Annotated in this window: 14 protein-coding genes; 4 read left to right on the top strand and 10 right to left on the bottom strand. The window is 66.2% G+C overall.

From position 1 onward, the window contains the following. Positions 1-351 precede the first annotated feature (351 nt). The 6 genes from ISO16_RS10395 to ISO16_RS10370 all read right to left on the bottom strand — a co-directional run bounded on the left by ISO16_RS10395 (position 352) and on the right by ISO16_RS10370 (position 10,257). On the bottom strand, positions 352-3,966 hold the full coding sequence (locus ISO16_RS10395; RefSeq protein ID WP_170913971.1) for a phage tail protein: 3,615 nt from the start codon (positions 3,964-3,966) through the stop codon (positions 352-354). A gap of 103 nt (positions 3,967-4,069) precedes the next feature. Then, on the bottom strand, positions 4,070-4,798 hold the full coding sequence (locus ISO16_RS10390) for an eCIS core domain-containing protein (protein ID WP_072635973.1): 729 nt from the start codon (positions 4,796-4,798) through the stop codon (positions 4,070-4,072). A 123-nt stretch (positions 4,799-4,921) separates the two neighbouring features. After that, positions 4,922-5,794, bottom strand: coding sequence for an RsiV family protein (locus ISO16_RS10385; protein ID WP_195886202.1), 873 nt, complete (start codon positions 5,792-5,794; stop codon positions 4,922-4,924). A gap of 80 nt (positions 5,795-5,874) precedes the next feature. Next, positions 5,875-6,369 carry a hypothetical protein gene (locus tag ISO16_RS10380; protein ID WP_050035726.1) on the bottom strand — a complete coding sequence of 165 codons (495 nt, stop codon included), beginning with the start codon at positions 6,367-6,369 and terminating at the stop codon, positions 5,875-5,877. After that, a complete protein-coding gene (locus ISO16_RS10375; protein WP_170913970.1) occupies positions 6,366-7,856 on the bottom strand; it encodes a peptidoglycan DD-metalloendopeptidase family protein in 1,491 nt (496 codons plus the stop codon). Before ISO16_RS10375 ends, ISO16_RS10380 begins: the two co-directional genes overlap by 4 nt. 1,510 nt (positions 7,857-9,366) lie before the next feature. After that, a complete protein-coding gene (locus ISO16_RS10370) occupies positions 9,367-10,257 on the bottom strand; it encodes a hypothetical protein (RefSeq protein WP_195886201.1) in 891 nt (296 codons plus the stop codon). Positions 10,258-10,275: 18 nt separating this feature from the next. On the opposite strand from ISO16_RS10370, the gene ISO16_RS10365 reads away from it, so the two are divergent. Then, the gene (locus ISO16_RS10365) at positions 10,276-11,697 is read left to right on the top strand and encodes a COG1470 family protein (RefSeq protein WP_195886200.1); all 1,422 of its coding nucleotides are present in this window, start codon (positions 10,276-10,278) and stop codon (positions 11,695-11,697) included. An 8-nt stretch (positions 11,698-11,705) separates the two neighbouring features. Here the strand turns inward: ISO16_RS10365 and ISO16_RS10360 are convergent, their stop codons facing one another. From ISO16_RS10360 to ISO16_RS10345, 4 genes are all read right to left on the bottom strand, one after another. Next, positions 11,706-13,730 carry an ATP-binding protein gene (locus tag ISO16_RS10360; protein ID WP_072635892.1) on the bottom strand — a complete coding sequence of 675 codons (2,025 nt, stop codon included), beginning with the start codon at positions 13,728-13,730 and terminating at the stop codon, positions 11,706-11,708. Continuing rightward, positions 13,727-14,464 carry a DUF4255 domain-containing protein gene (locus ISO16_RS10355; RefSeq protein ID WP_072635971.1) on the bottom strand — a complete coding sequence of 246 codons (738 nt, stop codon included), beginning with the start codon at positions 14,462-14,464 and terminating at the stop codon, positions 13,727-13,729. Before ISO16_RS10355 ends, ISO16_RS10360 begins: the two co-directional genes overlap by 4 nt. Positions 14,465-14,478: 14 nt before the next feature. Next, positions 14,479-15,090, bottom strand: coding sequence for a response regulator transcription factor (locus ISO16_RS10350; RefSeq protein WP_373566445.1), 612 nt, complete (start codon positions 15,088-15,090; stop codon positions 14,479-14,481). A 255-nt stretch (positions 15,091-15,345) separates the two neighbouring features. After that, positions 15,346-16,506, bottom strand: a complete 1,161-nt coding sequence (locus ISO16_RS10345) for an FAD-binding oxidoreductase (RefSeq protein WP_072635891.1) — start codon at positions 16,504-16,506, stop codon at positions 15,346-15,348. 242 nt (positions 16,507-16,748) lie between these two features. Here ISO16_RS10345 and clpB point away from each other — a divergent pair, with 242 nt between their 5' ends. The 3 genes from clpB (at position 16,749) to ISO16_RS10330 (ending at position 21,007) form a co-directional block, all read left to right on the top strand. Then, positions 16,749-19,304: an ATP-dependent chaperone ClpB gene (gene clpB, locus ISO16_RS10340; protein WP_050035718.1), complete on the top strand. Its 2,556-nt coding sequence runs from the start codon at positions 16,749-16,751 to the stop codon at positions 19,302-19,304. Positions 19,305-19,381: 77 nt separating this feature from the next. Beyond that, on the top strand, positions 19,382-20,317 hold the full coding sequence (locus ISO16_RS10335; RefSeq protein WP_072635890.1) for a DUF5666 domain-containing protein: 936 nt from the start codon (positions 19,382-19,384) through the stop codon (positions 20,315-20,317). Positions 20,318-20,347: 30 nt separating this feature from the next. After that, complete coding sequence (locus tag ISO16_RS10330) at positions 20,348-21,007, top strand: hypothetical protein (protein WP_006931240.1); 660 nt, start codon at positions 20,348-20,350, stop codon at positions 21,005-21,007. Positions 21,008-21,013 lie beyond the last annotated feature (6 nt).

Here is a 21,013-nt window from a genome sequence, read left to right as displayed (position 1 = left end):
GTGCCCGTTCGCAAACAGTGAAATTCTGGTTCGTCCGGAAGTAACCACCGAGTCGACGTGTGGCGATGCATACACAGTTCAATAACCGAGTACTCGTGGCGGCCTGGCTGGCCTCGCGGCTGCTTGGAGGAACCCGTTGGACTCCAAGGTCGCGCGGTGGGATCTGACCACTGTGAAAAACTGTCTCAGACAAGTGATCAACGGGTCTGTGCGTCGAAGGTTCGAGGCTGCTGTGCGCCGACCATTCGGCGCATCACTCGGTCTAACTGGGCTGACTGTTCAGTCTGGGGAATACGTTGGCATCGAGGGGCTTCGAAGTGTGGATTCTCGGTTTCGGGAAAAAGTTGGCATTCACTGAAAGTCGGCTTTCGCGACAAGCTCCTCGATGGCCTTCCCGAGTACTCTTAGTTGGGAATGATAGCAGGTATCAATTTCTGAATCGGATGGCCGAGGTTCGGCATTTTCTCCGCGGCGATCCTTGACGGACTGTTGCTCCGACTTGACCGCCTCTTTGGTGCGTGTCAAAGCTTCATTGGAAATGCGTAATATTTGGGGCGACACTCGACGTGAGTACTGATCTTTCAGGTAAGCGCGCCAGTCTGCCTTCGTTGCAAGTGTTTCTGGTACCGGAGATTTTCGCAGATCTTTTCCGGATCCACCGGCTCGATCGCGGATCATTCCAATGATGTTTCTCATCGAACGAATCAAGCTGAGATCGCCTCGTCCGGATGTGCTCGATTTCAGGGCGTGTGTCTTTTTCTTTGCGGCTTCCTCATATAGGAGAATGGTCGGCTGCAGCTTGTACCCTGTATCCTCGGCGGTGACCTCGCCTTCCTTCTTCAATCCCATGAGTGCTCGTCTGATAAATGCGTCCGGAATTATGTGTTCCGCTATCATCTTCCATTCTGGTATGGGCTTCTTGCCGTGCAAGCTACTAATCTTGGCGCCATACGGTGCGATGGTCCCGATTCCGGGTGCGTGTGTGCCCGGTCCTGCAGACTCGTCCTTCAAGTGCTCCCGAGCTAGTGCCAGTATGCCTTTTTGGAATCTTGCTGCTCGGCGGCCGGCGGCCTTGATCTGCCTGAGCTCTTCTTTCGCTGCAGTTCCGAGTTTGACCAATTGATCTTCGCTTCGCCCACTCAGTGTGTTGAGTCGATTTAGGTAGTGCGCCATCTCGTCCCGAAACTTCCCCTCAAGATCGGAAATTTGCGACCTTACTGTTGCGTCGCAATTCTTGAATGCGTCGGCTAGGGGAGTTGGGGATGAGGCGACGTAAAGCTTGTCGGGTGATCCTGGTCGGTTGTATAACTTATGAACCTGCCGGCTCGATTTCGGTCGGAACTCGGAATGGAACTTTATGTTAATAAACTCCTTGCACTTCGCTCGGATGTAGTCGGCGATAGATCGAGTACCTGATCTAATTTTATTCCGTGTCTGCTTGTACTTCTTCTTCGCCCAAGCCTTGCCCGCCTCGTACTTCTTCTTCACCCAAGCCTTACCTGTGGCGTAGGCGACCTTCGCCTTCGCCTTGATATTTGCCGCAGACTTGCCGAGCTTGGACTTCTTCAGCCTGTCGAGGAACTTCTTGCCGTACTTGACCGCCTTGGCGATCAGCCAGTCCACGGCCTTGCCGACGGGAGTCTGCACCTTCTCGAGGATGCTTTTGATCTTGTCGGCGATCCCGCCCAGCCCCAGCAGGCTGGCGAGACCGCTGATCAACATCGGGACAGTCTTCGACAGCGTGCCCTCGATCAGGGCCGCCACCTTGCCGACCCCACCGGCCGCGATCGACTCGACCGAGTCGAGGACGGAATCGACGAAGTCCTTCAATCGCTGCGCATTGTCCACGAACCACATCACCGCGTCGTAGATCATCTTGCAAGCCTTGATGAACGCCGCTGCGGGATTGAGGAGCGAGATCAGCCACGTCACGCCGGCCATGATCACCTTGGTGATGACGAAGTCGCGAATGCGACTCATCACCTGTTCCTTCAGATCCGAGATCTTCTGCGCGATGAACTTCCACAAGCCCGGGACGCCCTCGGTGAGGATCAATTTGACGAAGTCGACGCCCTTCTCGATCGCGCTCATCGCCTTCTCCCCGACAGCCTTGACGATCCGCGTTCGGATCGACGTCCATGTGAGGCCGAGCAGGGACAGCAGTAGACCGATGATGCCCTTCAGATCGAACTTCTCGGGGATCTCGATTCCGGCGTCGGCGAGGGTGCCGAACAACCAGCCCTGCAGCCCCTTCTTCAAATGCGTGAGGATGTTCGCCATGAAGTTCTGGATGCCGGTCTTGACGGCGTTGACGAACTTCTCGAGGAAGTCCATCGGGTCCTTGATGATCTTCTCGACAGCGTTCGCGGCTCGGGTGAAGACGCCGAGCAGCATGTCCTTGAGTTTCTTCACCGTCTCGATCGCGCCACCGATCGCCTCGGCGGCCTGCCCTGCGAGTCCCTTGTTCTCCGCCTGAAGCTTCTTGATCTCCTCGTCGACCGCATTGCGTGCCTCGACGTACTTGTCCGCCAGGTCGTCGACGAGCGCCTCCTGCTTCTCGTCGACGGACTTCTCCAGATCGTCGAACTGCGAACCGATTTCCTTGGCGGCTTCACCGGCAAGCTTCTGGAGAGTCTTGGGCTGCTCCGCGACGAACTTCTGGACCTGTGCGCGACCCTCGGACACCCGGGCCTTCGCACGTGCGAGTTCGGAACCCACGAGATCGGCGATACCGCCGATGACGTCCTTCATCCGCGACTCGTACAGCTTCTTCGATTCCAGGAACTGCGCGTTCGCCTCGGGCGGCATGTCCAGGAGCAGGTCCTTCAACCACAACGCGGACCCACCGGGACCGCCGTATCGCTTCGCTCTATACGCAGCCATGCGAGCCTGGTGGTCGGCGACGAACGCTTCCTTGGCTTTTCTCTCACCTTCCTCGAACCGCTCGGACACGGTCTTGTCGAGACCGGTCAGGATCCCCTCGACATCGGTCTTCGCCTTGTCGAAGATCTTCTTGATCTCGCCGGTGATCCGGGTTCGTTCCCCTTCGTCGGCGGACTTGGTGGCCTGCTTGCCCGCACCGGCCGCTTGCAGCGCACTACCCCGTGAGGCGGTCATCGCGCTCAGTCCGGTCTTCGCCGTGGCATCGGCATCCGCAGTGGCACCGGCGATGACCTGAGCTTCCTTCTCGCGCACAGCAGTGGGCGCATTCGCGTCGTGCTCCTCGGCAGTCTTCTTCGCCGCGAGCGCACCGGTGAACTCGGGCTCGTTCGATTTGGCGAGTTGTTCCTCGGTGACACCGGCTTCCGCCATCTTGTGGTCGGTGGCGCAGCTCGCCGCACCCAGCCTCGTCTGTTCCTCGGGGGCAGATTTCGGTGCCAACAGATTCGGATCCGGTGGTGGAGGCGTAGGGGGAGATGGGGGTGCCTGAAGCGGTGTTACCGGCTTGTCCTTCGCAGCGGAGGTATCCGGTGTCGCCTCGGTCGTGTCCTTGATTTCTCGGGCGGACGCCTGCTTCCCTCCGGTGACCTTGCTCATCACCTCGTTCTTGACCTGATCCGCCTTGCCGGATTGCGCGAACTTGTCCGCCTCGTCCAGGTTCTTCGGAGCCTTGGCCGCGATCGCGGCCTTCACCGCGGCGATGAAGCCCGCCTTGTCGAATCCACCTGGCCTCGCGGCGTCCATCTTGACGGTGTGGGCCGCCTTGGCCTGAGCTTCCTTGTCGTCGGGTGGCGCGACGGCCGCGTTCTGCGCCTCGCCCACTTCCTTCGAGGCAGGGGGATGCGTTTTGGTTGCATCGGCTTTGGTCTCGATCTCATGTTTCGCGTGGGCCCATTGCGGATCCTTCTGCGGATCAGCCGGTGTCGGTTCTACGGGTGGCGCAACGCAACCGCCCTGGACGGGTCCGGCGTCGAGACGCTGGGTGACGAGAGACGCAACGGCGTGGTTGCCCGCGGCGGACTGCAAGCGGCGTAGTGAGTTGGAATCCGACCGCACAGCAGCAGCCGATCGCGCAGGAGTGCGTGCCGGGGCAACGGATCTCGTGACCCGAGTGGGTGCAGTCATGGCATCACGCCGATTCTTCCTCGGACTCCTCCTCCTGACGCTGCACGAAGGTCTGGGCGGTTTCGTCTTCCTTTTCCTCCGCGGCCTCCTCACGCTGCACGGCAGCGGATCCCTCTTCCGTGGTTCGCTGGAGTGCGCCGGAGGGCGCGGTCGTGGGAGCGGGTGCGGCCATGACGTGGTCGGCATTCGCGACGGCGTCGCGTTCGAACCGATCCGAGGGATCGCTGATCCGTACCCCACCGCCGGCGTCGGTTCCGTCGACAGGGCCATTGCGCTGCTGCACGACATGCGTCAGTTCGTGAGCGATCATGTGCTTGCCGGTGTCCGATCCGGGGTCGTACCTGTCGTTCTGGAAGACGATGTCCGAACCCACCGTGTACGCCTGTGCATTGACGGATTTCGCGGATTCGTGCGCTGTTCCGTCGCTGTGGACGCGCACGTTTCCGAAGTCCTGACCGAACCGGCCCTCCATCTCGGTGCGCAGGTCGGTGGGCAGCGGTGTTCCCGCAGAGGCGACGACGTCGTGCACGGGCGAACGGTCCTCGTCGAGGAGTGCCGACGCTCCGGCATTGCCGACGACACGCTGCAACCCGGCCATGCCTTCGGGTCCGGCGACGTCGAGACGTCCGGACAACGCCGCTCTCAGAGCGAGAGCCGAGTTCGGTTCGTCGAGTCGCGAAGCCTTGGGACGCAGCTCCGCATCGCCGTCGTGATCTGTCTCGTGCGTGCGCATGGTCTCTCGCTTCCGTCGGTACGCACCGAACATCCACCGTTCTCCAGCCGCACGAAAGATCCGAAGGCGTGGCTGTTCGGGCAACGATGACTGCCCGAACGTGCATCTGATAGGGCAGGATTCTCAGCTGGTGAGGACTGCATGCATGTCCGGGTCGAGCACAGTACTCAGTTCGTCCCACGGCACGGTGAGTTCCACAAGATCGGAATAGGTCGGTGCGACGGATCCCTCGGCGAAGTAGATCCGCATCCCGTCGGGGGTCGCAAGCCAGCGAGAGAACAATGCCGGGTCGGCGCTGACGGCATTCAGGTCGAACGAGGCGCCCGCGTCGGTGCTTGGGCCGAGTTCGCGGGAGACGGCAACAAGACGATCGAGGCCGTCAGCGGTGTCGGTGAAGATCTCGTCGAGCGTGAGTACGTCACCGGAGTCGATTCCGACCACGACGGTGTCTGCGAAGTCCTCTGCGGACTCCTCGTATTCGGCTGTCACCAGTAGCACGCCACTAGTGACGCGTTCGCCGATATGGGCGACCTCGCCGTCCGAGCCGGTCAATCGACCACCTGCCCGTACCTCCGCGATGCGGTCGTCCAGAGCGGCGCGCATCGCTGCATTGAAGGTATCGGTGACGGCGGGGTCGCCCCCGGTGATCTGGGGGAGGACGACATCGACAGGTACGGGATTCGGCGTGACGACTTCGGTCGAGGCGTCGGTGTAGGGCTCCGGGGTGGCGGTGCCGGAGCCACCTCCGCCGCCTCCGCCAGCGCCGCCTCCGCCTGCGCCGCCGTTCCCGTACGGTCCCGGTACGGTGCTGGGCTCCGGTGCTGGTGCGGAGTCGGGCGCTCCGCCGCCCTCAGGTGGGTGGTCGGGGCCACCCGTCGCTGCGCTGGAGTCGGCTTCACCCGGCGGTGCGTTCGCGGCGATGGACGTGTCGGAGACTGCCGAAGGTGTAGTAGGGCCGGTAAGGAGACCGTGGCCGACGAAGATCACTGCCACCACGAGAGCGACCACACCGACCGCAGCGGTGAAGATCCGTCCGCCGTTCTCGAGCATGCCGGGATCCCATCTCTACAGGAAGATCAGAACTGCAGCGACGTCAGCCGCCATCCGTCGTCACCTCTGGTCGCAATCGCCCATGCGACGTGTTCGTTCTCGTCGATGAGCAGGTCGTTCGGTGTCGTTGCCGATTGTCTGATCGAGACGACACGGTGGACGGTGTCGTCGCTGTCGGGGGGATGCTCGTCGGCGAGGAAGGCGGCGTCCGCACGGACGGTCGCCTGGTCGCGTTTCCACTGCTCCCACTGTGATCCGGGTCCTGGTTGAGAGACGACGGTTTGGGACCCGAGTTCGGGACCGAGGTACGGTGCGGCCCGCTCCAGTGCGGCTGCTCCCGATTCGTCCTCTGCCGGCCTCCATGTGAACATCGTCTCCAGTGCGGTCTCGATGACGACGAGCGGATCCTCCCGGTCGATGTCCGGAGTGGCCGTTCCCTGGACACTCTCCCCGCATCCGGACGCGATGAGCACCACTGCGCACGACGCGAGCAGCGATCCGGAGCACTTCCCGAGGTTCATGTCACTCGCCGCCCCTCCGACTCGGGGTCGAAGTTCGAGACGGTCACGCCACTGTCGGTCGACGCGTGCACCATCTTGCCGCCGCCAACCGCGATCCCGACGTGGGTGGGAATGTCGAACTCGTTCCACCCTGAGAAGACCAGGTCCCCGGGGTCGAGTTCGTTGACCGGAACGGGGTCGCCGATCTCCCACTGTTCCTGAGTCGAACGTGGCAACACGACCTTGCCGTCCGTTGCCTGCGCCACCGCATGCCGGGTGAGGCCGGGACTGTCGATACCACCCCTGGTCGGGCCGTCGATGTTGCCGCCGCCCCAGACCCACGATGTCCCCTCGAGGGTCCGGGCCACCTCGACGATCCGGTCGCCGACATCGGGCTGCGGCGCCTCGGTCGGCGGCGGTGGGGTCGTCCCCGTCGCCCAGGGCGCGGCCGCGAACGCCTTGGCGCGCTCGAGGATCTTCTTCACGTAGGGCTGTGTCTGGGTGGTGTACTCCCCACCGAAGGGCATGCCTCCCGCCTCCAGCACCGCACCGAATCCGGCGTTGTAGGCGGCGAGCGCCAGGGCCACCGGATCGCCGACCACACGGCCCGTGGAGATGGCGTCGGCGCTTGATCGGTGGTTCTCGCACATCAGCGCGCCCTGGGCCATCACAGCGTCCGCGATGCTGTTGACGTCCGGGGGAGGTCCGCTGCCGTCGTAGTCCTTGCCCCAGGTCGTCCATGTGGCAGGCATGAACTGTGCCGGGCCGCGGGCTCCCGTCGACGAGACGGGGGCCGACGGGCCGTGCCGGAATCCGTTCTCCGCCTCCAGTTGCGCCGCCAGGAGTGGTGCGGTAACACCCGAACACATCACGCCGGCCTTCAGCAGCCACGGTACGAACTCGGGCGGCACGAGTCCGGGGGTGAGAACGCCGACGGAGCAGTCGGTGGTGGCGGCCACCAGTTCCACCACGGAGGAACCCGACGATGCGCCCTCGTCGAGCAGGGGAGCGGGGTCGACGGCTCGACCGCTGATACGTCCGCCCTCCCATAGCTCGAAGTGGAGGTGCGGTCCGCTCGACTGGCCGTTGGATCCGATGTCCGCGATGTGCTGCCCGGTCCTCACAGCATCACCGGTGCGCACCAGCACGCCGTCGGGGTACATGTGCCCGTAGACGGTGGAGACGACGCCGGTGCGAGTCGGCGTGTCGATCACGATCCATTGCCCGAAGCCACTGGCAGGCCCGGCCGCCGAGACGGTGCCGTCGAGGGCTGCGTAGATATCGGTTCCGGCATTTCCGGCCAGGTCGACGCCCTGATGGAAGCCACCACTTCGTGCACCGAAGGGCGAGGAGACGACGAACGTGCCGTCCGCGACCGGTTTCCGGTTCGTAGGGCACGGGACACCCGCCCCGGTATCGGCGAATGCCGGTCCCGGGTGACCCAATGCAACTGTCAGGACGACCACGAGCAGGCCCGCAAGTCGTCCGAGTGCAAGACGCATTCTCATGGCATGGATCCCGCCGGCATCTTGTGGACTCGATCGCATCCGATGTACGGCTTCAACTATCACAGATCTGTTCTACGACGGCAGGGTTGCCGGCCGGTTCGGCCCTTTCGTCGAGGATCCGTGCCCCCCCAGTCCGGTATGCCCGCTCGAACGTTCCGAGTGCCGTTCCCGAACGGGCATTCTGTTGTTCGCCACCGTTCTTCGGCCATGGGGGCGTGCAACGATCGACTCCCAGGAGGGTTGATGAGATCGCTGCGCTTTCTCTCGGCATTCGTAGCGCTGATCGCAGCGCTGGGTTTCGTCGTGGCGTGCGGAGACGGAGAACCGGATCCTCAGTCGGCGTGGACGGGGACTGATGAAGACCCGCTTCCGGACGGTGCACGAGACGCCATCGAAGGTGCCCTCGAAACCATGTTCACGTGGTATCCGACGACGGACGCCTCCACACGCGACGCCTACGAGCGGGCATCGACGTATCTGACTCCCGAGCTCGCGGCAGCGAATCACTCCAGTGAACGCGGAACCAGCGTGTGGTGGGACGAATGGAAAGCCGCGGATGCCTCGGTGATCGCCGACGCCCTGGTGATCTTCGGGGAGCACCCGAAGGACTCCGAGAACGCCGTCGAGCGCGCCGTGATGCTGAACCAGAAAGTGACGGCATCGGACGGGGAGGTTCTCAACGAGACCGACATGCGCGTCGACCGCGTCGCTGCTGTGAAACAAGGTGACGATTGGCGCGTCAGCCTCATCTCCTTCTTCCCCGACCTCCCGACGCAGGCACCGCCGCCACCGGAATGCGCCGAAGGGGAACAGCGTCTACAGCCCCCGACCGGCCCATGCGTCCCGATTCCGCAGGTACCGCCGGGGTCGGGGACTCAGCCTCACAAGCCGGGAAGCCCCGGACCAAGCCCCGGACCGGGAACACCGAATCCCGGAACTACAGGAACCACGTGCCCGGATGGAACTACGGTGCAGGCGGGGCAGACCTGTCCGCCGATTGTGGATCCTCCGGAGCCGTGTCCGGATGGTAGTCCTCGGTTGCCGGATGGGACGTGTTACGAGCCTCCGGAGCCGTGTCCGGATGGTAGTCCTCGGTTGCCGGATGGGACGTGTTACGAGCCTCCGGAGCCGTGTCCGGATGGTAGTCCTCGGTTGCCGGATGGGACGTGTTACGAGCCTCCGGAGCCGTGTCCGGATGGTAGTCCTCGGTTGCCGGATGGGACGTGTTACGAGCCTCCTGACTGCCCTCCGGGAAGCTATCCCCTAGCGGACGGAACATGTTACGAGCCTCCCGACTGCCGGCTGGGGAGCATTCCCTTGCCTGATGGGACCTGCTATACGCCCGAGGACGATGATTCCTCCTATATTTGTCCCCCTGGAACGATTGATCGGGAACGCTGTAGACGGCCTAAGCCAGACCGAAGGCGGACCAGGTCGAAGATGATCGCCGCAGATCGATGTGTGCAGGGGGACAGGTAGGTCGAGTAAGAAGCCGGCTGACATGGACGATTCAGAACGGGTCTCGAACGCGGATGTCGCACCCATCTGCGGCAACTGCGGCACCGTCAACGCGGCGAATGCCGAATTCTGCGTTCGCTGCGGTCGGTTCGTCGGGTTCGAGTCGGGATCGGGCACCCATGAGGGGCGCACACTTACGTCCCAGATCCCGGTGGTGACGTCCTGGAGTCCACCGGATCGTGCTACCGGTTCGGACGTTCGAAGTGCTGCCCCCTCCGCCCCGAGCCGGAGCTCCGCCGGCGGTCACGGTGAGGCGCGTCCTCCCCGCGTCGAGATCGTCACTCCGGAGCTGACGATCGATCCGGAAGGGGGTGGCACGTTCGATCTGCGGGTGCACAACATCTCCACGATCGTCGATCGCTTCCGGGCGGTGCCGCTCGATGCTCCGGGCTGGTTGAAGCTGACGCATCCCGCGATCGCCCTCTATCCCGACGAGGAGAAGCCGGCCACGATCAGCGTCGTGATCGATGCACCCAGATGGCCTGCCGCTCAGAGATTCACGCTGCCGATCCGAGTACATTCGGACGAGGATCCTGACGCCGCCACCGACGTCGCTCTGGCGTTGACGGTGCCACCGATCGGCGACCCCGCTCAGCTCCACGTCGAACCGGAGCGGGTCAGGCTCCGGGACGGGACATCGGCGAAGGTCGAGCTGAAGGTCGACAATCGAAGCAGCAACTATCCTCAACGTTTCGAGTTGAGCGGTTCGGACGCCGAGGATCTCCTCGAGTTCGAGTTCTCCGCCGACGTCATCGAAGTTCCTCCGGGGGAGACGGTTCCGATCGGACTCGCCGTCCTCGTGCCACCACCGGAGGCCGGTTCGGCACGGTCGTATCGCGCCACGATCCGCGGTGCGAACGATCAGGCCGAGATCGAGACGCACCTGACGATCGAACAAGAGGTGTCGGCACTGCAGCTGCGGCTCGAACCGAGCACGCTCAAGGCTGCCGATGCGCCCTACGGGCAGGGGTGGCTGATCATCGACAACCGCAAGGGGGGCGTCGCCCGACATGTCCAGCTCTCCGGCCGAGACCCGGAAGGATCGGTGCGGGTGTTGTTCTACGTAGCAAAGATCGACGTCGCGGCCGGTTCGGAGAGTCGCGTCGGTGTCCGCGCTCAACTCGTCACGCCACCGAAGGAGCCGGAAACGAGCAAGCCCTTCACGGTCGTCGCGACCGACGGCACCAGGGAGGCCACCGTAGACGGAACTCTGATACAGACCACCTCACCGAATCCGATCACCACAGCCGAGATCCGGCTCGAACCCGAGCAGGTCACGGTCAGGGACCGCACACACGGTCGCTGCCGTGTAGCGGTGGACAACACCCGTGGATTGCAGCCACTGAAAGTGCGGCTGAACGGTTCCGATCCGGAACGCGCCGTCGGATTCGAGTTCGAGGCGTGGGCACTCGAGGTGCCGCCGGGCGGTGTGTCACGGGTCGCGATAACGGTCTCCGCTCCGCCACCGCCGGGTGGGGAAACGATCTCCCGGGAGATCCGGGTCGTGGCAAGCAACGAGGACGGTTCCGTCAAGACCCAGGGCGCCTTCGTGCAGACGGCGTCCCCGGCACCGATCACCCTCGCTCGGATACGGCTCGAGCCGGAACAGTTCACCGTGCACAATAGTTCGCGTGGACAGCTGCGTGTCGTCGTCGACAACAGGAGCAGGGCACTCCCTCTCCGGGCGCGTCTGATGGGCCGGGACCCCGAGAACGCCGTCCAGTTCTCCTTCGACCCGCCGACGTTGAACGTACCCCCAGGGCAAGCCGGTTGGGCGAAGGTCACCGTCCGGGCGCCGCGTCCACGAATGGGGCACGCGAAGGTCCGAAACCTCGAGGTGGGTGCCAAGGACGGCGGAATTGTCGTGGATACCGGCGCCGTGCTCACCCAGACCTCGGACGACCTGCTTCCGCTGATCCGGATCGCTGCGACTCTCCTCGGAGGCCTGATCGCGCTTATCGGCGCGTTTCTCCCGTGGACGGGTGACGCACGGCAGGTTCCGCTGCTGACCGTGCGGCGGTTCCCTGGTATCGGTGACATTATGAGCGTCGCTACTGGAGACGACTACACCTACGTGACTCAACCCATCGCTCGGGCGGTCGTGATCGTACTCATCGCACTCATGCTGATCGGCATCCTGCGTCCCAAGGGTGGCATGACCATCATCGCCGGCCTACTCTCCATCGCCGCCACGATCGGATTCGCCGTCTATGCCAATGCACAGTTCGCTGCGGCGCCCGGAGGAAATGGTTTGACGCTTATGGTGGTGGGGTGTCTCCTCGGATGCATCGGTGGATTGTGCATCCGAAGAAAGGAATCGTGACGATCGGATCACCCGGCGGCGACGGATTCCGGCACGAGTCGGCCGAGCTTGCGGTATTCCTGACGCACCGCGGGTATGACATGTTCCATGCCGATCGCGCTGTTGCTCCCCGCCGCGAGGTAGGCGGCGGTGATGGCTGCGGAACGAATGTTGCCGCCCGACAACGTGAACGATCGGGCGAGGTAGTCCACGTCGAGATCGTCGCTGCACGGCGCGGGTGAGTCGAAGCAGTGCAGCCACAGCGCCCGACGTGCGTCCTCGTCGGGCGTCGGAAAGTCCACGATGGCATCGAGGCGGCGGATGAATGCCTCGTCTAGGTTGGCACGCAGATTGGTTGCGAGGACGGCGAGCCCGTCGAAGCTCTCCATGCGTTGCAGCAGATAGGCACTCTCGATGTTCGCGTAGCGATCGTGCGCGTCGCGTACTTCGCTCCGCTTGCCGAACACGGCATCGGCCTCGTCGAACAGCAGCACGGCGTTGACGCCACTCGCTTCCGCGAAGATGCGTTCGAGGTTCTTCTCCGTTTCGCCGACATACTTGTCCACCACCGCGGCCAGGTCCACCGAATACAGGTCGAGACCGAGATCCGCGGCTATGACCTCGGCGGTCATGGTCTTGCCGGTGCCCGATTCACCTGCGAAGAGGGCGGTGACTCCACGCCCTCGTCCGCCACCGGGCCGCATCCGCCAGTCGGTGAGGACCCGTTCCCGATAGCGCGCACGGGCGGTGAGCTCGTGCAGCTGGTCGACGACGCGGTGGGGGAGTACGAGATCGTCCCAGCCGACCGAGGGTTCGATGCGCCGGGCGAGTCGCTCCAGCCCAGCCGCGTTCTGCGCCCGCGCTCCCTGGCACAGGTCTCGTCCGGTGAGGGTGCTGCCGGTCAGGCTCGCCGATATACGCGCCGAACGAACCGCACGTTCGATCTGTGCCGGACCCAGCACGAACTGGTTCGCGACCTCGGTGAGGGAGCCGTCGACGACGCTGTCCCCGGCTGCGACGGCCCAGAGGTGTGCTCGGTCCTCGGTCGACAGGCGCTCCGCATCGACCTGGAGCGGCACGCTGTCCGACCAGCGCGGATCCCAGGTGACGGTTCCGATCGCAACGACGGGTGCTGTCAGTTCGCACAACGCCCGGATGATCGCCGTGTGTGTGGCCAGCGCGTCCATGGGTGTCACGACTATCCCGGCTCCGCGTAGCATCGCTTCTCGGCCCAGCCCAACCACCGCGCGGGCCGGGTCGGGGTGCTCGAGCAGCCGGTTGGCGTCCACACACAGGGCGGAGCGACCTGCTGCCTCCAGGGCTGCAACGGCAACAGCAGGAGCGCCGGACCCGATGGACTCCCGGATGTAGGTGCAGTGCTGGCCTGTTCGTATCGTCCGCGCGATCCGGCCGGACACGGGAGACTCGAAATGCCCTGCATCGAAAGGCAGATCGGCGATCTCCGGGTCGCAGCGATCGTCGCCGAGCAGATGCTGGGTCACACGATCCGGAACTCGCAGGCCCCGGGTGAGAAACGGGCGCTCCTCGTCCTCCACCAGTACGAGGCCGGTTTCGATCAGCGGCGCCCCTGCCGCCAATCGTGCGCGGTGCTCGGCTGTCATGGGGGACAGCTCGAGTAGTTCGAGGACCAGGCCGATCGTCGCCCTCCGCCGCGTGACGTCGTCGTTGAGGTAGCCGTAGAGACGTTCGAACCGCGAATTCAAGTCCGGCAGCATGCACATCAGCAACGCGTCGACATCGATGTCGGACAGCCCGGCGGACCGGGCAAGCCGACGCAGCCGCAGGTCGCCGCCCGCCGCTTCTGCCGCGTCGGCCCGGCGATCCAGTGCGATGCGAGCTACGCGGTCGGACTCCGGCGGGGGTGGAACCACGTCGAGCAACGCCACTGCGGATTCGTCGCTCAGATACAGGCCTCGGAAGGGGTCGTCGGGGGTGGGATCGTAACTGCGCCGATGGGTCACGACCATGCGGACGCGTGCCTCGATCAGGGCGCACCGGTCGAGCAGATCCCGCAGGTTGGCGTCCGAGTTCATTCGTTGCGTCCCTGCTTGCGGCGAGCCTTGCGCATGGTGATCGACGGACTCTCGCCGTCCGCCGGAGGTGCGTCCTCCGGCAAGGTCTCGAGGCCGGACGGGACGGGATCGGAGCCGTCCGGCGCCGGCGTGCGTCTGCGCTTCTGCTCACCAGGAACCGAGCCGTGTTTCCCTTCAGCGGACAGGCGCGGAGTGCGAAGGGCAGGTGGAGCGGCCGGGTGCACACGACCGGTAGGTGTGGGCATGCTGACGACGAGGTCGAGGGACGGTTTGAGTTCACCGCCGAGCGCTGTCCAGACGTCCGCGAACGATCGGTCTTCGGGCGGTGGCAGTGCGACGGCGACCGGAACAGGCATCCCGAGGTCGGCCAGCGAACCGGACAACAGGCTCCCCGGCAGTGCATCGTGCCGCAGGAAGCAGGTCAGCAACCGACCCAACAGGTGATGTTCGTCCTCGGGACGTTGGGTCCAGGCGGCCACGAGATAGGAGAGCTTGAAGTAGCGGGGGGGTAGATGCCGGGCGCGCACGAGCCCGTTGTCGTATTCGTTCACGAGGCCACGCTGGCGTCGGCGCAGGTCTTCCCTGATGTCGTACAGGTAGACGTCGACCGTCGGACCGGTGCGGCGGGCCGCCCAGTCCTTGGTCGGTGCGTCGAAGACGACATCCACCTCCGCGTCATCGATCGCCTCGTGCTCGATCAGCTGGCGGAGAGCTGCATCGACATCGGATATCACGGCGACCACCGGCCTCAGATCAGTCCCTCGCGGACGGCATATGCCACGGCGTGCGATCTGTTGCGGAGCTGCAGCCGGGTGGTGATGTCGTGCAGGACGTTCTTGACCGTGCGCTGGCTGTAGCAGAGCTTCTGCGCGATCTCAGAGGTGTCGTGTCCGTCGGCCACCAGACGCAGAACCTGGACCTCGCGTTCGGAGAGTCCCGAGAATCGCAATCCGCGCGGCGTCAGTACCTGTCGCTGCAGGGCACCGACCTGGCCGAGCAGGCGGCCGAGAAGGTCAGGAGGAACGACCCCGTCCCCGGCGATGACGCGCTGGACGGTGCGGACCAGCAGGTCGGGTGTCGCGTCACTACGGCGGAGCAGGCCGCTGATACCGCCCTCTGCCGCGGCGACGAGCGTGGAGTCGTCGATGACACGCAGGACGAGGATCACTCGCGGCGAGAAGCCGCGCTGGAGGGCGTGGAGGGTCCGCATGGCGGCGTCGTCGAGAACGTCAGCGGCGAGGATGGCGACCTCCGCGGATTCCGGATCGGTGTCGACGACGGCCACCTCGCTCCGCATGCGCAGCTGACTGACTACTCCGGCCCGGAGTATCGAGTCGTCGGCGTATACGTAAACAGGCACTCGGGGTTGCATCTCTTGCTCCCGGGGGAGGTGTGAATGGGCAACAACAAGTGTCCGGACGGCGCTCAACAACGGCTCAACGGGCGAATCGGAACGCTCAACACGGTGGACGTCCATTGCCCGGACCGAACGAGATCCCCAGGAATCGCTTCGGAGGTCGAATTACCCGTGGGGCGGCTCGAAGGGGAACGAATTGCGGTCACCGCCGGTGCGGTGCGTAGGCTCACCGGCACACAATGTGCGGCAGATGCGGATCTACAGCGGGTCGAAGCTGATGTTCTGCCGCGGCGTGCCGCCGGCGGACAGTGCGTAGAGGGTGGTCTTGATCATCGACGGGGACCCGGCGATCTGGATCTGCCGATCGGCCCAGGAGCCGAACTGTGAGACCACCTTTCCCAGCTTGCCGTGCAGGGTCCGGTGCAGGCCCGGCGGCGGATCTTCCACGGGAACCGGGTGCCACCACGGGTTCTCGGTCTCCTCCACGACGGGCACGACCGTGAGCCACGGATTGGTGGTGGCCAGCTGCCACAGCGTCTGCAGGTCGTAGAGGTCGCAGGGGTACTTTCCGCCGAAGAACAGGTGCACGCGCGGGTTGTCGCCCCGCATGCCCATCTCCATCAGTTGCGCACGCAGCGGTGCGAGGCCTGTGCCGGAGGCGATCATCAGCACGTCCTCACCGCTGTCGCGGTCGACGTGCAGGCCGCCGAGCGGGGGCCCGATCACCCAGCGGTCCCCGACGGAGGTGTCGCCGACCAGTGCCGGGCTGACCCAGCCGCCGGACACGCGACGGACGTGGAACTCGATCTGGCCGTACGGGTTCGGGGGGATTGCCGCCGACAGGTACCGCCACATGTGCGGCCGCTGCGGGATCTGCACGCTCATGTACTGCCCGGCGTGGTACGGGATGGGCGAGTCCGTCTCGAGCCGGATGATCGCCAGGTCGGGCAGGACTCGCTCGTGGCCGACGACGGTGGCGCCCCACGCTGCGGGCAACTCGTCGTCGGCGACGGCGTCGGCCATGGTCCCGACGAGCAGGTCGATCACCCGGGCCCAGGTGCGGTCGAGTGCGTCGGTCCACAGGATCGGCGGGGTGCACTCGCGCACGGCGGTGTGCAGCGCCCGGCCCGCGGACCGGAAGTGCTCGGGCCGGACGCCGTACTTGCGGTGGTCGCGGCCGAGCTGGGTGAGGAAGGCGGTGACGGTGTCGGGGTCGCCGAGCCGGTTGATCGCCCAGCCGACGGCGGTCGCGAACCGCTGCCGCATCGTCTCCATTCCCGCGGGGAACAGCTCGCGGATGCCGACTGTGTCGCTCCACAGGGCGGTGTAGAAGGCCGTGGCGAAGCGCTCGGCGCCGCCGGGGGTCGCGACGATCGACGCGAAGCTGAGCTGGACGCGGGCGACGGCGAAGGCCTCCACGCACCCTCCCGCTCGCCGTCTCTGCTGGTCGGCCGCCACTGTAGTCCCGCGGCGGTGTTTCGGCCACAATCGACGTCGAGCGGCTCGGTGACCCCCGCGATGTGCCGCAGGTCACACGACTCGATAAAGTTGAGCGGAACAAACTCAACTTTGGTGCCGTTGAAGCATGCGAACGCCCGCGGCGGGAGGCTTGCGGGTGCAGAATTGATACCGGCTCGCTCAATGAAGGGAAGGGGTTCGCAGTGGACTCGTTCAATCCCACCACCAAGACCCAGGCGGCGATGACGGCTGCCATGCAGTCCGCGTCCGCTGCGGGCAATCCGGAGATCCGTCCGGCCCACCTGCTCGTCGCGCTGCTCGACCAGACCGACGGCATCGCCGCGCCGCTGCTCAAGGCCGTCGGCGTGGACCCGACCGTCGTGCACCGGGAGGCGCAGACACTCGTCGACCGGCTGCCCAGCGCCACCGGCGCCACCACCACGCCGCAACTCGGCCGGGAGGCCGTCGCCGCCCTGACCGCCGCGCAGCACCTCGCCACCGAACTCGACGACGAGTACGTCTCGACCGAGCACGTGCTCGTCGGCCTGGCCGGCGGCGATTCCGACGTCGCCAAGCTCCTCGTCGGGCACGGCGCCACCCCCGCCGCGCTGCGCGACGCGTTCACCACCGTCCGCGGCAGCGCCCGCGTGACCAGCCCGGACCCCGAGGGCACCTACCAGGCGCTCGAGAAGTACTCGACCGACCTCACCGCCCGCGCCCGGGAGGGCAAGCTCGACCCGGTCATCGGCCGCGACAACGAGATTCGTCGCGTCGTCCAGGTGCTGAGCCGACGCACCAAGAACAACCCCGTGCTCATCGGCGAGCCCGGCGTCGGCAAGACCGCCATCGTCGAGGGCCTCGCCCAGCGCATCGTCGCCGGCGACGTCCCCGAGTCGCTGCGCGGCAAGACCGTCATCGCGCTCGACCTCGGGTCGATGGTCGCCGGCGCCAAGTACCGCGGCGAGTTCGAGGAACGCCTCAAAGCCGTGCTCGACGAGATCAAGGAATCGGCCGGGCAGATCATCACCTTCATCGACGAGCTGCACACCATCGTCGGCGCCGGCGCGACCGGCGAATCGGCGATGGACGCCGGCAACATGATCAAGCCCATGCTCGCCCGCGGCGAGCTGCGCCTCGTCGGCGCCACCACCCTCGACGAGTACCGCAAGTACATCGAGAAGGACGCCGCCCTCGAACGCCGCTTCCAGCAGGTGCTCGTCGGCGAACCCAGCGTGGAGGACACCGTCGGCATCCTGCGCGGGCTCAAGGAGCGGTACGAGGTGCACCACGGCGTGCGCATCACCGACTCCGCGCTCGTCGCCGCCGCCACCCTCTCCGACCGGTACATCACCTCCCGGTTCCTGCCGGACAAGGCCATCGACCTCGTCGACGAGGCCGCGTCCCGGCTGCGCATGGAGATCGACTCGCGCCCCGAGGAGATCGACTCGGTCGAGCGCATCGTCCGTCGCCTCGAGATCGAGGAGATGGCGCTGCAGAAGGAGACCGACGAGGCCTCCAAGGACCGCCTCGAGAAGCTGCGCGCCGAACTCGCCGACGAACGCGAGAAGCTGAACCAGCTCACCACCCGCTGGCAGAACGAAAAGACCGCCATCGATTCGGTGCGGGGGATCAAGGAACAGCTCGAGGCGCTGCGCGGCGAGGAGGAACGCGCCGAACGCGACGGTGACCTCGGCAAGGCCGCGGAGCTGCGCTACGGCCGCATCCCGCAGCTGGAGAAGGAACTGGAGAAGGCCGCCGCCGCGTCCGGAGCCGCCTCCGACGGCGACGTCATGCTCAAGGAGGAGGTCGGCCCGGACGACGTCGCCGACGTCGTCGCCGCCTGGACCGGCATCCCCGCCGGCCGCATGATGGAGGGCGAGACCGCCAAGCTGCTGCGCATGGAGTCCGAGCTCGGCAAGCGGGTCGTCGGCCAGGACGAGGCCGTACAGGCCGTGTCGGACGCGGTGCGCCGCTCCCGGGCGGGCGTCGCCGACCCGAACCGGCCCACCGGCTCGTTCCTGTTCCTCGGCCCCACCGGTGTCGGCAAGACCGAGCTGGCGAAGGCGCTGGCGGACTTCCTGTTCGACGACGAACGCGCCATGGTGCGGATCGACATGTCCGAGTACAGCGAGAAGCACTCCGTCGCGCGGCTCGTCGGCGCCCCTCCGGGCTACGTCGGCTACGAGTCGGGTGGCCAGCTCACCGAGGCGGTGCGTCGCCGCCCCTACTCGGTGGTGCTGTTCGACGAGGTCGAAAAGGCCCACCCGGACGTGTTCGACACCCTGCTGCAGGTGCTCGACGACGGTCGGCTCACCGACGGGCAGGGACGCACCGTCGACTTCCGCAACACGATCCTGATCCTCACCTCGAACCTCGGTGCGGGTGGCGACCGGGAGCACATCATGGCGGCGGTGCGGGCGGCGTTCAAGCCGGAGTTCATCAACCGGCTCGACGACGTGGTGATCTTCCACTCGCTGACCGAGGAGCAGCTCGAGCAGATCGTCGACATCCAGCTCGAGCAGCTGGCCGGGCGTCTGGCGGCCCGGCGGCTCGCCCTCGACGTGTCGTCCTCGGCCCGGTTCTGGCTCGCCGTGCGGGGCTACGACCCGCAGTACGGTGCGCGTCCGCTGCGCCGGCTCATCCAGCAGTCGATCGGCGACCAGCTCGCCAAGAAGCTGCTGGCCGGGGACATCAAGGACGGCGACACCGTCTCGGTGGGCGTCAGCGACGACGGCGACCACCTCGTGATAGGCGCCTGACGGCGCCGGTGCGTCCTTTGGGCTGCTGTGCCAGCCCAAAGGACGCACCGGCGCGCAGCGCCTAACCTGGAGGGACCATGACGAACCCGCACGATCCGCGCACCCCCCAGGAGCGCGCCTACTCGCTCGACGAGGGGCGTGCGGACGACGCGCGCGCGACGGGCACCGGCCGCACCGACCCGGACGCCGACGACACCCGGGTCCTGCACACCGCCGACCCGACCGAGGCGTACGGCCGGCCGCCCGCCAACCCCACCCTGGTCTACCCGGCGTACGACCCCCGGTTCGATCCGACGGCGGCGCCGCCCAACCCGACGCAGGCGTTCGAGCAGCCCGGCTCCTACGGGCCCCAGCCGCCGTACGCGCCGACCCAGCAGTACACGCCGACCCAGCAGTACGCGCCGACCCAGCAGTACACGTCGGCGCAGCAGTACCCGCACACCCAGCAGTACGGGGCGGCGCCACCCACCCCGCCGCACACCGGCGAGTACCCGGCGCTCGACGCGAAGCCGCCCCGGCGGCGCCGTTGGGGCCTGATCCTGCTCGCCGCGGTTGCGCTGATCGTGCTGGCCGGCTTCGGCGGCTATCTGCTCAGCGGCGGCAGCGGCGACGACCCGCAGCAGCGCAGCGCGGCGGCCCCGACCACCACGACCACGGTGCCCCGGCCCGCGCCCACGACGCCCGCGCCCACCACCGACCCGGCCGTGCCCGGCCTGCCGTTCGAGCAGCTGCCCGGCGGGCTCGGCGACGTCATCGGCGCGGCCGGCACCGTCGTCGGCACGATCACCGCCAACGACGGCACCTCCCTCACGCTCAGCGGCATGGGCGGCTCGAGCGTCACCGTGCGGCTCACGCCAGAGACACAGATCATGTCGCTCGCGGGCTCCGATCCGTCGGCGCTGCGGGTCGGCGACTCGGTCGTCGCGCAGGGCTCGCCGTTGCGGGACGGGGAGATGATCGCCGACACTGTGGTCAGCGCGTCCCTGCCGTCCTTCGGCGGTCCGGGCAACTAGAACGCGATAGGCTGACCCTCGATGACGGTTATGTGGTTCGGACTGGCGGCGATCGCACTCGCGGGTGCGCTGGTGCTGCTCTACATCGACCGCACGCGCCGCGAACAGTCCGGCCGCGTGCGCGAGATCTGGGCGCGCGCCCAGGGCTACAAGTACAGCGCCGCCGACGACACCCTGCCCGGGCACTGGCACCGGGCGGCCCTGGCCAAGCAGGAGTATCTCGGCGCGGTGGACGTGGTCCACGGCATCCGCCGCGGCGAGGAGTTCATCCTCTTCGACATCGAGGAGACCGCGACGATCGTCGCGGTGCGCCGCAAGGTCGGCTCCGACGTCGACATCGACCTGCGCCTGAAGTCGACGCCGCCGCCGAAGGACTCGGACATGAACCTGCTGGGCGCCATCGGGCCGCGCATCGTGTTCGCCACCGACCTCGAGATCGCCCGCCGCATCTGTGACCAGCGCATGGTCGCCTACACCGAGTCGATCCCGCCGCACGTGCAGATGCTGTGGAGCGAGGGCGAATGGACCCTCGGCTCGATCCCCGTGGGCAGCACCGGCCGGGAATGGGACTCGGCCATCGAGACCGTCGCCCGGCTCTCCGGGATCCTGCACGTGCTGCCCCCGATCGTGGAGCCGCAGGAACTCGACCGGGTGGCGCACGACCCCGGCCGCCCCTCCGCGCGGCGCTGAGCCCAC

Source organism: Rhodococcus sp. M8, from assembly GCF_015654185.1.
GTDB classification, from domain to species: Bacteria; Actinomycetota; Actinomycetes; order Mycobacteriales; family Mycobacteriaceae; genus Rhodococcus; species Rhodococcus aetherivorans.
This window is presented reverse-complemented; position numbering and strand designations above follow the sequence as displayed.

What these genes read in the sequence shown, in the direction of transcription:
- ISO16_RS10390 (WP_072635973.1), bottom strand. Translation starts at nt 4,798, where the DNA reads ATGCGCACGCACGAGACAGATCACGACGGCGATGCGGAGCTGCGTCCC.
- ISO16_RS10375 (WP_170913970.1), bottom strand. Translation starts at nt 7,856, where the DNA reads ATGAGAATGCGTCTTGCACTCGGACGACTTGCGGGCCTGCTCGTGGTC.
- ISO16_RS10360 (WP_072635892.1), bottom strand. Translation starts at nt 13,730, where the DNA reads ATGAACTCGGACGCCAACCTGCGGGATCTGCTCGACCGGTGCGCCCTG.
- ISO16_RS10380 (WP_050035726.1), bottom strand. Translation starts at nt 6,369, where the DNA reads ATGAACCTCGGGAAGTGCTCCGGATCGCTGCTCGCGTCGTGCGCAGTG.
- ISO16_RS10330 (WP_006931240.1), top strand. Translation starts at nt 20,348, where the DNA reads ATGTGGTTCGGACTGGCGGCGATCGCACTCGCGGGTGCGCTGGTGCTG.
- ISO16_RS10335 (WP_072635890.1), top strand. Translation starts at nt 19,382, where the DNA reads ATGACGAACCCGCACGATCCGCGCACCCCCCAGGAGCGCGCCTACTCG.